The following is a 14,685-nucleotide window of genomic DNA, read 5'->3' as shown; positions in this document are numbered from 1 at the left end:
GAAATTTGGATTATAGCCGGGCGCGGACCAGATCAGGGGTTTTCCCTGACCGTTGTCACGTAACAACTCGAAAAAACACCTTGCCCGGCACGGCCTTCCCCTCATGGTATTACGGTGTGCGCTTGTGGCGCCGCCCTACACTGATTGACAAAACCGCAAGATGCGCCGGGCAACAGCCTGCGCCGCCTCCCGCTGCGGGAAATGACCCACACCCTCGAGTACCTGCCGCTCGTAGGCGCCTCGAAAAAATGCCTCCCGCCCATCCGAGCTGTCGGGATGGTTGCAAGTATCAGCCCCGCCGTGCAGGACCAGGGTAGGCACCGACAATACAGGTGCCGGATGCAGGCGGGCCTCGTCTTGCGCATAGGCTGGATCCCCGTCGGCAAAGCCCCAGCGGTGACGATATGAGTGCAGCACGACCTCGGGCCAGTCCTCCCCCCGGAATGCGCGCGCTGCCTCGCTGAAATCCGCGGGCTCGTACCAGCCAGGGGGTGCCCAGGTGTCCCACATCATGCGGGCGAACGTGTCACGTTCCTCTCGGACCACGCGCGCGCCGCGCGGCGTCGCCATATACCAGTGATACCAGTAGTTGCGCGCCTGAGGCAGCGCCAGTGACTGGTTCGGGTCATTGGTACCGTAGCCGACCGATAGCAGAACCAGGTGTGAGGCCACGCCATCGTGCAGGCCGCACGCGTTGGCCGCAGCACGCGCGCCCCAATCATGGCCGATCAATACTGGACGTTCGAGGCCGAGAACATCGATAAAGTCCAGCAGATCACGGCCCAGCGCCGACAACTGGCCGCTGCGCGGCGTGGCAGGGTCACGGAATCGCGTGGGGGCAAAGCCACGTAATGCTGGCGCCAGCACACGGTAGCCGGCATCGGCCAGGACGGGAGCCACGTCCCGCCAGCACTCGAGGCTGTCCGGCCATCCATGCAGCAGGATGGCCGTTGGGCTGCCCTGCGGGTTCCACTCGAGATAGCCTATGTCGAGCCGTTCGGTAGAGACATAAAGATAGGGATTCATGGCGTGGTCTCGCATCAGGAAAGAAAAGCCAGCGTAGCTGGACTATTCAACTCGATTAACAAATAATCATCCTTAATTGATGATTTTTTATACCGAATTCGAATGGACTACCCTCTCCTGGCTGACGGCCCGCCGCTGGACACTGTGTTGCTGCGCACCTTTCTCGAGATCGTGGACAGCGGCAGCTTCGCCGCGGCAGCCGAACGTCTGGCGTTGACACCATCGGCCGTCAGCGGACACATGCGGCGGCTGGAACAGATCGCGGGCGCGAGCCTGCTGGCCCGCACAACGCGCCGCATGGAACTGACCCAAGCAGGCAACACCCTATATGCCTACGGTCGCAATATTCTCGATCTGGAACGCGAGGCGCGTGCCAAGCTGCGGGGCGCACCGCTGCGCGGACGGCTGCGGGTCGGCGCCTCCGAGGATTTTGCCGGAGCCTGGTTGCCCCACGTATTGCAGCGCTTTCGCCAATGGCATCCCGACGCCACGATCGAGTTGAAAGTCGGCATCACCGCTGATCTGTTGCGCCAGCAGGAGCGTGGCCGCCTGGATCTCGTCTTCGGCAAGCAATGCAGCCGCGTCGAGGGCCACGGCACCTTGTTGTGGGAAGAACCGCTAGTCTGGGTATTTGCGGCGGATCAGCCCTTGTCGATGGCCGAACCACTGCCACTGGCCGTCTTTCCGGAGCCATGCGTCTATCGAGAGGCAGCCGTCACCGCGCTGGGCAACACGGATCGTACCTGGCGTATCGTTTTTGAAAGCAGCAGTATGGCTGGGTGCTTGTCCGCGGCACGCTCGGGCTTTGCCGTGACCGTGGTCGCCGATAGCCAGCGCAGCGCTAGCTTGCGTGTGCTGGGCGTCGAAGAGGGGCTGCCGGAACTGCCCGAAGCGCGCTTCTATGCCTTTGCCGGCGAAAGCACCCCCGACAGCACGGCGCTGATCGAAGCGGCCCGCCGCATTGGGCAGCAAGGACGCTTCGGCCAGCAGGGATTTCGCTCACGCAGCTGATAACGGCTGCGTGCTGGACTGCAACCAGGCCAAGGCGGCGCCCTCGACCAGCGGAGCCAGGCGTTCACGGACGGTGCGATGATAATCGTCCAGCCAGGCGATTTCGTCCTCGCGCAGCAGCGAGACCTCGATGCAACGGGTATCGATGGGGCACAGCGTCAAGGTTTCAAAACACAAGAACTCACCGAACTCGCCCTCCAGCCAACTGCGATTGGCGACGAGGTTCTCGATGCGCACGCCCCAACGGCCTGCCCGATAGAGACCGGGCTCATTGGAGGTGATCATCCCAGGCTCCATCGCCGTGTGCAGCCCCGGCGCTGCTCGATAGGAAATGACCTGCGGCCCCTCGTGCACGTTCAGGAAATACCCCACACCGTGACCGGTGCCGTGGCCATATTCCACGCCCCCTTGCCAGATCGGCGCCCGGGCAATGGCATCCAGCATAGGCGACGGCGTGCCGCGCGGGAATGCTGCGCGCGAGAGCGCAATCATGCCCTTGAGTACCAGCGTGAAATCGACTTTCTGGTCGGCGCTGGGCGTGCCCACCGCCACCACGCGGGTGATGTCTGTGGTGCCGCCGAGGTATTGGCCCCCCGAGTCGATCAACAACAGGCCGTCGCCTTCGATGACGGCGTGCGACTCGGGCGTGGCGCGGTAATGCGGCATGGCGCCGTTGGCATTGAAACCCGCAATCGTGCCAAAGCTGGGGCAGACGTATCCCGGCCGGCGCGCGCGCGCCGCCGTGATTTGCTCATCGATAGTCAATTCGGTAACAGGCTCTGCGGCAGTGCCTTGAGTCACGGAGACATCACGATCGTCGGCCGCAGAAACGGCCGACGCATCTCCCCTGTCCTGTTGGCCGGCCTGACGAGCCGAGCCGTCGCCGTCCTGTTGATCGGCCAGAGGAACGGCGTCGCCGCCATTGACCGCCTGCTCGAACCACGCAAAAAACTCGCACAGCGCCGCGCCGTCCTGTTCCATGGCCTGGCGGACTTGGGCCAGCTCGGCCTCGGTCTTGCGCGACTTGAACAAGGTCGACGGATTGATCGCCTCGACGCGCGGCACCGCAGGGTCCATCGCGTGAAACACGCCGCAGGTCACGCGTGCGGGATCGATCAGCAGGGTTTGATCGAGCGCGATAGATCCCAAGGCCTCTGCCGTTTGGTCGTAGGGAGCAACATCCACGCCGTCGGCAGCCAATACGGCGCGCAGGGATTCGTCGATTTTGCCGTCGGCCACAAACAACGTGGCATAGTCGGCGCCGATCAATGCGTGCGCCAGGAACACGGGGTTATACGATACATCTGCGCCACGCAGATTAAACAGCCAGGCGATATCATCCAGCGTGCATAACAGATGCACGTCGGCCCCCTTGGCTTGCATGACGCTGCGGACCTGGGCCAGTTTGTCGGCGCGCGTGACACATGCCTGCGGCGCCGTGTGTTCATAGACCAGTGCGTCAGGCAGGCCGGGGCGATCCCGCCAAATCTCACCAAGCGGATCGGCCTGGATGTCCAGATGCACACCCACTGGCGACAAGGCGGCAGACAAGGCCCGGAACGACGCCAGGCCTAATACGTGGCCGTCTACACCGACGCATTGCCCCGCCGTCAGATTGCTGGCCAACCAGTCGATATGACTCGGCGTCGATGCCGTAGCAATTTTCATCAGCTGTACACACGTGCCAGCCAATTGCGTTTCTGCCTGCACCCAATAGCGGCTGTCGACCCACAGCCCCGCGAAATCTGCCGTCACCACGAGCGTCGCCACCGAGCCCGTAAAACCACTGAGCCATTGACGGCCTTGCCAACGCGCAGGCAGGTATTCAGACAGATGTGGATCGGCAGACGGTACGATGCAAGCATCCAGGCCTAGGCGGCGCATGGCCTGCCGCAACTGGGCAATGCGGGTATCAGTGAAAGACATGAGATTCCTTAACGCAACGTGAATGAGTTTCTGCCTGCATTTTATCGAGCCGGTGATGCGACGGCGATCGTATCGCCGTAGCCATAAAGGCAACCGATACTACGCTTGTCTCAATGTGCGTCAACGCCTCAAGACGAGATAGGCGAGCCGGACACGGGCCTCAATCGGAAAATTCTTGTTTGCCAGGATGACGACCCCCTTCTGCTGAGCAGGTAGAAACGCGACGTAAGCCCCAAACCCGTTGGTCGACCCGGTTTTGTTGACCCAAGCCGCTTGCATGGGGGGACGAGGCGGCACGATGGCCTCGACGGGATGGGTTTCATACGCAATCCTGGCGGAGTTTCCGTCGAGCAAGTCTTTCAAGTCGACGAATTCCTCGTATTGCTCCCAGACGAGGTCCTGTGTCATGGCGCCAAGCGTGAAGTACCCGACACGGGTGTTGCGCAACGCCTTGTCGAGATCGCTCCCGCCTTGGGACGAATCGATATTCAACTGCACGAAACGGATCAGATCTCTGGCGGTTGTTTTGATGCCGTAGGCTTCATCCGCGAGGATGCCCGGATTCACGCGTACAGGCGCGTCGGCTTTGTTGTAACCCTGGGCATAGTTCTCCAGCTTTGCCCGTGGCACGTCGATATAGGTGTCATGCAGCCCCAACAGCGGAAAGAGCTGTCGTTCCATAGCAGTCTTGAACGGCAGACCTAAGGCCTTGGCGGCGACTACGCCCAGCAAACCGATACTGGGATTGGCATAGGTCCGCGCGGAGCCGGCCCCGTACTGCGGCGTCCAATCTGCGAAATAACGCATCAACTGTTTTTCGTTGGTGATGGCGTCCGGCACCTGTAGTGGAAAGCCTCCGGCAGTGTGAGTACCGAGGTGAACGAGGCTGACGTTATCCAGATTGCTGCCGCGCAGATAAGGCAGATGCTGGGCAGGACTATCTTCTAAAGAAAGGCGTCCTAGCGTCTGGGCGTATGTTGCAAGTGTCGCGGTGAACGTCTTGCTGACAGAACCGATCTCGAAGAGCGTATCGCTGGTGACCGGCTGGCGCGTCGTCTTTGACGCAACCCCGAAGTTATAAAACGTTTGTTTCCCATGGTCGGTCACGGAAATCGCCATGCCCGGCACGTTGTACTCTCGCATGACTTGCTCGGCCGCCTGACTGATATTGACAGGAGATTCGGGCACCGCTGCGCCAGCCGACGCGGGATTCACGATTGCGGCCAGGCATGCGCACCAAAAGGTTTGAAACCATCGTTTATTGACGGAATACATAGGCGATTCAATCTCGAAAGCACTTCGTGGGGACGAACGATTTGCAGTCCGTCCGGACGACCAAGACTCCTTAACGGAGCATGGACGACATGGCCGACAAGCTATTGAGCGTGCGTACCGCTGCTTGCATGCTATCGACCGTAAAACGCAGCGTCACGCCGTCCACGCGCTCGAGCGTGGGCCACATGCAGAACAGATCGGCCAACGCCGTGGTCTGGGTCTGCAACCGGCATTCTATAGGGGCCGCGATCTGCAGGGGAGCCGTACCGCCCTTGTGTTCCACTACGGCGCGCACCGCCGTTTCCGCCGCGGCCGCAATTGCCTGGCGAGCCGCCTCGGGCGACAGGGTCACCCCACTGCCCTGTCCGTGTGCGACTTTGGTTTGCACCCATTGGGCATTCGGATACAGCGGCCGCGTTTCTTCGATGAAAACATCGTCGCCGCTGGCCATGATGACCGGCACGCCCAGCTCGCCCGCCAATGCCCCATACAAACCAGCCTCGCCGAGTTCCAGCCCATTGATCAGAACGCGGGCAAACGCAAAACTGTTGATGGTATGCGCGAGGATCCCGCGCCCCTGTGCACGCGAGTGATAGCCGATCATGATCACGGCATCGCATGGTTCCTCCAGCCCGCCCATCATGCCCAGATAGCGAGGTTTACCCAGCACCAGACGCGCACGCGGGTCCAGCAGGTCGGGCAACAGATTACGAAAACCGCCGTGCGAATCATTGACCAGCACTTCTGTCGCGCCGCCCGCAAACGCGCCGATCACGGCGGCGTTGGCCTCTTTGGTCATCCAGGCACGCGCCCGCTCGTATTCGCCATTGCCGGCACGAACCTGTTCGTGATGAAAGACGCCTGCGACGCCTTCGATATCGGTGGAAATCAAAATCTTCATAAAATGTTCAAAAGAATTCGGTCAAAAAAATGCGATACGCCTGACGCTTGGTGTCCATCTCGCTGGCAGCTAGCGGCTCGGATTCGGGACCACACCATACGATCAGAAATCCCGCGCCATCAGCCATTGCTGCCAATCAGGGATGGCGTCGGTGATGGCTTGCCGTACATGCCCATCACGGCCGTGAACGGTTTCAGCACGCCACAAGGCGGCCACTATAGCTTGCTCGCATGCCTCGGCGGCAGCCTCGAACAGCTTGTCGATACGTGCCTCGTGCAACATGGCGCCCGCGGGCATGGCGCGCTCGGCTTGATGCGGCACGGTATAGGCGGTGGAGAACGCCATCGCGATATCGCCGCTGCCGTGGCCGTACACCGAACCGGTGCGCGCCAATCCTGCCGCGGCCCGCAGTGACAAGCGACCGAGTTGGCGCGCATCCAACGGCGCATCCGTGGCCAGCAATAAAATAATCGAACCCTTTTCAGGCCCCGTTTCACTCGCTTGTTGTTCGGCAAAGCGCTTGCCAAACGGCCGCCCTGCAATCGTCAACAGTGGCAGACGCCCGAAGTTCGACAGCACTAGCGCGCCGACGGTATAACGTTGGCCGGGCTGGATCTCGGCAACGCGAGATGCCGAGCCGATGCCGCCCTTGAAAGAAAAACTCGACATGCCGCGCCCCGCGCCTACCGCTCCTTGCGCGAAATCGACGTTGGCCGCCTCGTATGCTGCGAGGTAGTCGGCCTCCGATACCGCCAGTGCCTGGATGTCATTCAAGTAGCCGTCATTGCACTCGAATACCAACGGGTTCACCGTCGCCCATTCGCGGCCGATCTGGGGATTGGCTGCGACCGCCTGACGGATCTGCGCATTGGCCACGGTGCCGACGCCAAACGTATTGGTCAATGCAATCGGGGTTTCCAATACGCCCAATTCGCTAACTTGCACAAGGCCTATGCTCTTGCCAAAGCCATTGATGACGCTGGCGGCTGCCGGCACTTTGTCGGTATAGACGTTACCGGCATGCGGGCGCACCACCGTCACGCCGGTCTGGCAATCGCCATCCGCGAGCGTCAGGTGCCCTACGGTCACACCCGCGACATCGCTGATCGCATCACGTGCGCCGCTGGGCAATCGGCCGACACGCGGCATCGGAAAAGCCGAATCAATGTTCGTCATGGCATTACCGCTGCAAGGCGGCCTCCTTATTCCTTGTTCGTACCTGCGTTGCGCGGGCAACGCGGAAGCACACAATAGTCCTGGTGGTTCGCCCACCAGGAAAAAAGGGCACAGCCTGCGCCGCGCCCTTTTTTGTCGCCGGGCCGTCCCAAGACAAAAAAGCCCCCTTGGGGGGCAGCAAGCCGAAGGCGCGGCGTGGGGGCTTTTTCGATTCACTGTGGATCACACACACGGTTCAACGACGATCGATTTTCGGATCCAACGCATCGCGCAAGCCATCGCCCAACAGGTTGAACGCCAACACCGTCAGGAAAATCGCCAACGCCGGGAAAATCGCCACGTGCGGGGCCAGCACCATATCGGCACGCGCCTCGTTGAGCATGGCGCCCCATTCCGGCGTGGGCGGCTGCGCGCCCATGCCCAGGAATGACAAGCTCGCAGCCGTGATGATCGACGTACCAATACGCATCGTGCCGTAGACCACGATCGGTGAAATCGTGCCAGGCAAAATATGGCGCATGATGATGGTCCAGTCAGACGCGCCGATACTGCGCACGGCCTCAACGTATGTCATTTGCTTGATAGCGAGCGTATTGCCTCGTACCAGGCGCGCAAAGGCCGGTACGCTGAACACAGCCACGGCGACAATCACGTTGACCATGCTCGAACCCAGAATGGCCACCACACCGATCGCCAGCAACATCCCGGGAAACGCCAACAGCACGTCCGAAATACGCATGGTGATGCGTTCCCACCAGCCTTCGTAGTAGCCGGCCATCAGCCCCATCAACGTACCAACCACGGCACCCATGGCGACTGACAGGAAACCCGCGGCCAATGAGATCTGCGCGCCCGCAATGATGCGGCTGAAGATATCCCGGCCGAGTGAATCCACACCCAGCCAATGCGTCGCGGATGGCCCTGCATTCAGCGCGTCATAATCAAAGAAATTTTCCGGATCGAAAGGAACAATCCAACGCGCAAAAATCGCCACCACGACCAGCAGCAGGACGAAAAGCCCTGCGCCTACGGCGAGTTTCTGCTTTTTGAATTTGCGCCAGAACTCGGTCAGCGGTGTGCGCACCGCATTCTGTTTGGCGGCCTGCGCACTCGTGGCGGTAGTCGTATTGCTCATGCCCGCCTCACTTATAACGGATACTGGGATTGATGACGCCATACAGCACGTCGACAATCAAGTTGATCAAAATGAATTCCAGCGAGAACAGCAGCACCAGGCCCTGAATCACGGGATAGTCGCGCTGCGTCACGGCATCGACGAGCAGCCGGCCCAGGCCCGGCCAGTTGAACACGGTCTCGACCACGATCGAGCCGCCCAGCAGAAAGCCGAACTGCAAGCCCATCATGGTGACCACGGGAATCAGCGCATTACGCAGCGTGTGCTTGATAACCACGCGGTTTTCCGTCAAGCCCTTGGCCCGTGCCGTACGCACGAAATCCTCTTGAATGACTTCAACGAACGACGCCCGCGTGAATCGCGCCATCACTGCCGCCACCGCAGCGCCCAGCGTGATGGACGGCAGAATATAGTGTTTCCAGCTCGAGGCACCCACCGTGGGCAGCCACCCCAGATTCACTGAGAAGACTTGCATCAGCATCATGCCCAATGCAAAGGCCGGGAACGAAATCCCCGACACGGCCAGCGTCATGAGGACGCGATCGGGCCAACGATTGCGCCAGACGGCTGAGACGATCCCAAAGACCATCCCGAATCCGACTGACCAGATCATGCTGGCAATCGTCAACCACATCGTGGGCATGAAGCGCTCGGCGATCTCGGTGGCCACGGGCCGCTTGGTACGCAGCGAGTTCCCCAGATCACCCTGCAGCATATGGCTGAAGTAGCGCACAAATTGCTGCGGCAAGGGCAGATCCAGCCCGAGCTCCTGGCGCACGAGCTCAACCGTGGCCTGGTCGGCATCCTGGCCAGCGGCCAGGCGCGCCGGATCCCCCGGGAGCATGTGCACAAACAAGAACACGACCACCGAGACCAACAACAGGGTCGGGATCATGCCCAATAAACGTTTGACGATATAGGTCAGCATTGAAATTCCTGAGACGTCGGCGGATGCCCCATGCACCCGCCGAGCCTTGCTTGCGATTACTGCTTGAGATCGATGTCACCGAACCAGAACGAGGTGTCGGGTTCGACATACACACCGCTCAGGTTCTTCGATTTCACGTACACGTTGTTCTGGGTCACCAGGAAGGCCCAGGGGGCGTCATTCCAGATGGTTTCCTGAACCTTGTTGTAGATCTCGGTCTTTTTCGTACGGTCTGTCGTGGCCAGGGCTTCTTGGATGCCGTCGTCCACAGACTTGTTGGAGTAGTACGACACGTTGTTCAGCACGGGCGGGAACGCGCCGGTGCTCAACAAGGGACGCAGGCCCCAGTCTGCTTCGCCGGTCGAGGACGACCAGCCCGCGTAGTAAAGGCGAACCTTGGCGTCTTCAGGCTTTTGCACTTGCTGCACGCGTTGCACGCGTTGGCCCGACTCCAAGACTTCTACCGAGGTCTTGATGCCGACCTGAGCGAGCTGTTGCTGCAGGAACTGGACCACCTTGACCGACGTGCCATCGTTATAAGCCGACCACAACTGCGTCTCGAAGCCCTTTTCGTAGCCGGCTTCCTTCAGCAATTGACGCGCCTTGGCGGGATCATAGGGCCACGGACCAGTCTTGTGGGCGAAATCCACGCCAGTGGGCACAACGCCATCGACGATGGTGGCATAGCCGTTGAATGCCACTTTCGCCAACGCTTGTTTGTTGATGGCGTAGTTGATGGCCTGGCGAACCTTGGGATCATTGAAAGGCTTGACCTGCGTGTTCATCGACAGGTAGCGGGCCATGATCGAGTTCTTGTGATCGACCACGTCCAGCTTGTCGTTCTTGGCCAGGATTGCGGCTTGCTCGAACGGCACGGGGAACGCGAAGTGGGCTTCGCCCGTCTGCACCACGGCAGCACGCGTGTTGTTGTCGGTCACGGTGCGGAAAGTGATCGAATCCACTTTCGGCTTGCCCTGGTTCCAATAGCCGTCGAACTTCTTGACCTTCAGGTATTCGGCGGGCTTCCACTCGACGAATTCGAACGGGCCAGTGCCCACGGGATGAAAACCGATTTCCTTGCCGTACTTTTTCAAAGCGGCAGGCGAGATCATCATGGCGGCCGGGTGAGCCAAGGCGTTCAAGAAAGCCGAGAACGGCTTTTTCAACGTGATCTTGACCGTCAAGGGATCCACCACATCAATGTGATCGATCACGCTGAACTGGATGTAGCGCGACAGGCGATTGTCCGGATTGGCAGGGCGATCAAAGTTGATTTTGACGGCTTCGGCGTTGAAATCGGTGCCGTCCTGGAATTTCACACCAGGACGCAGTTTGAAGGTATAGACCAGACCGTCTTCGCTGACAGAGTAGTCAGTGGCCAGGACTTTCTGGATCTTCAGGTCCTTGTCGAACTCGAACAGACCCTCGTAATAGGCCTTGCCGACAGCCTGGTTCAGGGTGCTGTTCGTGTTGTACGGATCGAGCGTTTCGAGCGCGATCGATACCGCGAAGGTAACGTCCTTGCTGGCATGGGCCAGCGGCGAAGCGAGCACGCCAAAGGCCAGCGCGGCGGCGGCCATCAGCTTAGTGGGGCGCAGTACTTTCATCATTGCAGCTCCTGAAATCAAAAAGGAGAGACGGTTTAGTGAACAAAACAGACCGGCGGCATGCCGCCGCCGGCAACATCAATACGCGCCACCCACTGCATGACGCGCAACAAAATGCCCCGGGCCGACCTGCACCAGCGACTCGACGACGGGCTCGTCGCCAACCTTGCGGATCGGGCTCGGGATTTCATCGGACAACAAGGTGCGTTTGAGATGGCGACGCGCCGGATCAGCGATCGGCACGGCCGACATCAGCTTCTTGGTGTAGGGATGTTGGGGATTTTCGAAAATGGCGCGGCGCGGACCGATCTCGACGATCTGCCCCAGATACATCACCGCGACACGATGGCTGATGCGTTCGACCACGGCCATATCGTGCGAAATGAACAGGAACGACACGCCCAGGTCGCGCTGCAAATCGATCAGCAGGTTGACGATTTGCGCCTGGATAGACACGTCCAACGCCGACACGGATTCGTCGGCAATCACGACCTTGGGGTTCAATGCCAGCGCCCGTGCGATACACACGCGTTGACGTTGGCCGCCGGAGAATTCATGCGGATAGCGCTGCGCCACCTCTGCCGGCAGGCCAACACGCTCAAGCAGCTCGGCCACGCGTGCCTCGGCCTCGCGGCCCGAGGCCACGCCATGGACCAACAGCGGCTCCATGATGGAAAAGCCGACCGTCACACGCGGGTCCAGCGAGGCGAACGGATCCTGGAATACGAACTGAATATCGCGGCGCAATGCCTGCAGTTCGGTATTTTTCAGTTTGACAATATCGCGGCCGCCAAACAGGATCTGGCCACTCTGGCTCTGGACCAGGCGCAACAGCGAACGGCCAGTCGTAGATTTCCCGCAACCGGACTCGCCCACCAGCGACAGCGTCTCGCCCGGATACAGATCAAAACTCACTTTCTCAACAGCGTGCACGCGACGCTGCACACGGCTGAAAATACCGCCACGCAGATCGAAACGCGTTATCAGATCGCGCACGCTGAGAACGGGATCCTGCTTTGCACGAGGCACCTCCTGCGTGCTCGTATCGCCGTCCTTCGCCACGGGTTGTGCGCGGCCATCGACTTGCAACAGCGGAAAACGCGCCGGCAGATCGGTGCCTTGCATCGCGCCCAATCGTGGCACAGCAGAGAGCAAAGCTTTGGTGTACTGATGCTGAGGTGCCGCAAATACCTGGTCGGCGGGACCTTCTTCGACCTTGTCGCCGCGGAACATGACCAACACGCGATCGGCCACCTCGGCCACGACGCCCATATCGTGCGTGATGAACACCACGCCCATGTGCATTTCGTCTTGCAACTGACGGATGAGTTGCAGAATCTGTGCCTGGATGGTCACATCCAGCGCCGTGGTCGGCTCGTCGGCGATCAACAATGCAGGCTTGCAGGCCAACGCCATCGCGATCATCACGCGCTGGCGCATGCCGCCGGACAATTGATGCGGGTGACGATCCAGCACCGACTTGGCTTCGGGGATACGGACTTGCTCCAGCATGCGCAGGGCCTCGGCACGCGCCGCAGCAGCGTCCATGCCCTGGTGCAAACGAATCGTTTCCGCGATCTGGTCGCCCGCCGTGAACACCGGATTCAACGACGTCATCGGCTCTTGGAAAATCATCGCCATGTCGGCGCCGCGCACACTGCGCATCAAGCGCTGCGAGGCACCAGCCAGATTCACGATCTCGTTGTTGCGGCGGCGCAGCTCCATGCGGCCCTGCGCGATACGTCCGCCGCCATGCTCGACCAGACGCATCAACGACAGCGACGTCACGGATTTACCCGAGCCCGATTCGCCAACGATAGCCAAGGTCTCGCCACGATCGACATGGAACGACAGATTGCGCACCGCCTCTACCGTTCGTTCAGAGGTCACAAAACGCACCGTCAGGTCATCGACCTGGACCACGCGGTTTTCCGGCATCGCCAGCGTCTGAGCGCGATCAACCATATTGAATTCCGTTCCTAACTAAATGCTCGATGACGTCGGTGTCATCGGTAAATGGCGACGACAGCGTCCTCGCCCACTCGGCCGTAGCCGCGATACATGCCTTCGGTGTTGAACGGCAGAGTCACGTTGCCCTGACCATCCACAGCGATCAAACCGCCCTTGCCCTCGATCGTGGGCAATTTTTCGTGCACCACGCGGCTGGCCGCGGCCTCGAGCGAAGCACCCTGGTATTCCATCAGCGCCGACACGTCATAGGCCGCCACCATGCGGATGAACATCTCGCCCGTGCCGGTCGTAGACACTGCGCAGGTACGATTATTCGCGTAGCAGCCGGCGCCGATCAACGGCGCATCGCCAACACGGCCGACTTGCTTGTTGGTGATGCCACCCGTCGACGTTGCCGCAGCCACATTGCCCTGCGCATCGACAGCGACAGCGCCCACCGTGCCGAATTTCTTGTCGGCATCCAGCGGGTCGGCAGGGGCCGGTTGACCACGCGCGACCAGTGCCTGGCCGTCATGATCCAACACGGCGGCCTCGGGGTTTTCACGCTGCACACGCAACAGTTGCTCGCGACGCGCTTCGGTCGAGAAATACGACGGATCGACGATATCCAATCCCTCGCCGCGAGCCAAATCGACAGCGCCGTCACCGACAAAGAACACGTGCTTGCTGTTTTCCATGACTTTGCGCGCGGCCAACACCGGATTGCGCACACAATTGACGTTGGCGATCGCACCGGAGCGCAACGTAGCACCGTCCATGATCGAGGCGTCCAGCTCATGCGTACCGGCACTGGTGAACACCGCGCCGTGGCCCGCATTGAACAAGGGACAGTCCTCGAGCAAACGCACAGCCTCGGTCACGGCATCCAATGCGCTGCCGCCCTGAGCCAGCACGGCCTGCCCTGCCTGCACGATGCTGCGCAGCGCCTGCAGATACTCTTGCTCTTTCTCGGGGGACATCGCGGCCCGCGACATGGCCCCAGCCCCGCCATGAATGGCGATCACCGGCTGAATCATCTTTTTCCTGCTCCTGCACCATGAAATAGCCACGGCATGACGGACTGCGTCACGCCTGCGGCGGCCTGAATTGAATTTTTGGAACGATGAGCGACGGCAGCCGACAGCCCCTCTATCAGCCCCAACGCCGCGGCTTCGGAGTTGGACGACAACAGGCGCGAGGTATGGGCATATAACGCCACGGTCGCCAATGGCGCCAGCGGCGAAGTCGCTTTGTCCGTCAATACCAGCACCGGCACACCGGCCTGCTGCGCCGCCCGGCTCAAGGTCACGGTATCGGCCAGATAACGCGGAAACCCAATCGCGATGACCAGGTCACGCGCTGTCATACGGACCATCTGGCGGGCGGCATGCGACACCCCGCCGGGGCCAGCCAGCGACTCACAGGCATGCAAATGCATGTACAGGCCGCGTTGCAAAAGCCCCGCCAAGAAGCCGCTGGACCCAAAACCGATAATGAACACGCGCTCGGCAGCCAACACCATATCCACCGCATGCTCACAGGCCTGCGCGTCCAGCTCCTGCAGCGTGCGCTGCGCATTGCGGATGTCTTCTTCCAGCGCGGAGGCCATGACTTGCGCCGCCGTGGCGGAATGAGCCAGCTCAACACGCATTTTCTCTACCGGTTCGAGTGCGGACTCGAACCCGCGCGCCAGTTCAGCGCGAAATTGTGGATAGCCCGGCAAATCCAGCGCGCGGGCGAAACGGTTGGC

At 60.8% G+C, this 14,685-nt stretch carries 12 protein-coding genes; 1 reads left to right on the top strand and 11 read right to left on the bottom strand.

Features of this window, described 5'->3' with window-relative positions; all coding sequences use genetic code 11:
- Positions 1–135 precede the first annotated feature (135 nt).
- Complete coding sequence (locus ACYVI2_RS02815; protein WP_415819103.1) at positions 136–1,026, bottom strand: alpha/beta fold hydrolase; 891 nt, start codon at positions 1,024–1,026, stop codon at positions 136–138.
- A 102-nt stretch (positions 1,027–1,128) separates the two neighbouring features.
- Here ACYVI2_RS02815 and ACYVI2_RS02810 point away from each other — a divergent pair, with 102 nt between their 5' ends.
- A complete protein-coding gene (locus ACYVI2_RS02810; protein WP_415819104.1) occupies positions 1,129–2,037 on the top strand; it encodes a LysR substrate-binding domain-containing protein in 909 nt (302 codons plus the stop codon).
- Here ACYVI2_RS02810 and ACYVI2_RS02805 read toward each other — a convergent pair.
- The 10 genes from ACYVI2_RS02805 to ACYVI2_RS02760 form a co-directional block, all read right to left on the bottom strand.
- Positions 2,026–3,963, bottom strand: a complete 1,938-nt coding sequence (locus ACYVI2_RS02805) for an aminopeptidase P family protein (RefSeq protein ID WP_460490259.1) — start codon at positions 3,961–3,963, stop codon at positions 2,026–2,028. The genes ACYVI2_RS02810 and ACYVI2_RS02805 overlap by 12 nt on opposite strands.
- A gap of 120 nt (positions 3,964–4,083) precedes the next feature.
- The gene (ampC, locus tag ACYVI2_RS02800) at positions 4,084–5,238 is read right to left on the bottom strand and encodes a class C beta-lactamase (protein ID WP_415819106.1); all 1,155 of its coding nucleotides are present in this window, start codon (positions 5,236–5,238) and stop codon (positions 4,084–4,086) included.
- A gap of 70 nt (positions 5,239–5,308) precedes the next feature.
- Entirely contained in the window at positions 5,309–6,139 is an 831-nt protein-coding gene (locus ACYVI2_RS02795) for a M55 family metallopeptidase (RefSeq protein WP_415819107.1), read from the bottom strand.
- Between the two features lie 102 nt (positions 6,140–6,241).
- Positions 6,242–7,315: a DmpA family aminopeptidase gene (locus ACYVI2_RS02790; protein ID WP_415819108.1), complete on the bottom strand. Its 1,074-nt coding sequence runs from the start codon at positions 7,313–7,315 to the stop codon at positions 6,242–6,244.
- 235 nt (positions 7,316–7,550) lie between these two features.
- Positions 7,551–8,450, bottom strand: a complete 900-nt coding sequence (gene gsiD / locus ACYVI2_RS02785) for a glutathione ABC transporter permease GsiD (RefSeq protein ID WP_415819109.1) — start codon at positions 8,448–8,450, stop codon at positions 7,551–7,553.
- A gap of 7 nt (positions 8,451–8,457) precedes the next feature.
- Positions 8,458–9,378 carry a glutathione ABC transporter permease GsiC gene (gene gsiC, locus ACYVI2_RS02780; RefSeq protein WP_415819110.1) on the bottom strand — a complete coding sequence of 307 codons (921 nt, stop codon included), beginning with the start codon at positions 9,376–9,378 and terminating at the stop codon, positions 8,458–8,460.
- Positions 9,379–9,434: 56 nt separating this feature from the next.
- The gene (gene gsiB / locus ACYVI2_RS02775) at positions 9,435–10,988 is read right to left on the bottom strand and encodes a glutathione ABC transporter substrate-binding protein GsiB (protein WP_415819111.1); all 1,554 of its coding nucleotides are present in this window, start codon (positions 10,986–10,988) and stop codon (positions 9,435–9,437) included.
- A 75-nt stretch (positions 10,989–11,063) separates the two neighbouring features.
- Positions 11,064–12,950 (bottom strand): dipeptide ABC transporter ATP-binding protein, encoded by a 1,887-nt coding sequence (locus ACYVI2_RS02770; RefSeq protein ID WP_415819112.1) that lies wholly within the window; start codon positions 12,948–12,950, stop codon positions 11,064–11,066.
- Between the two features lie 41 nt (positions 12,951–12,991).
- Positions 12,992–13,972, bottom strand: coding sequence for an isoaspartyl peptidase/L-asparaginase family protein (locus ACYVI2_RS02765; RefSeq protein WP_415819113.1), 981 nt, complete (start codon positions 13,970–13,972; stop codon positions 12,992–12,994).
- Positions 13,969–14,685 (bottom strand): MurR/RpiR family transcriptional regulator (locus ACYVI2_RS02760; protein WP_460490258.1); only part of this gene is annotated, 717 nt, incomplete at its 5' end. The genes ACYVI2_RS02765 and ACYVI2_RS02760, both read right to left, overlap by 4 nt.

It is taken from the genome of Bordetella tumbae, assembly GCF_054780995.1.
Note: the sequence above shows the minus strand (reverse complement) of the source record. Positions and strands in the feature narration are given on the sequence as shown.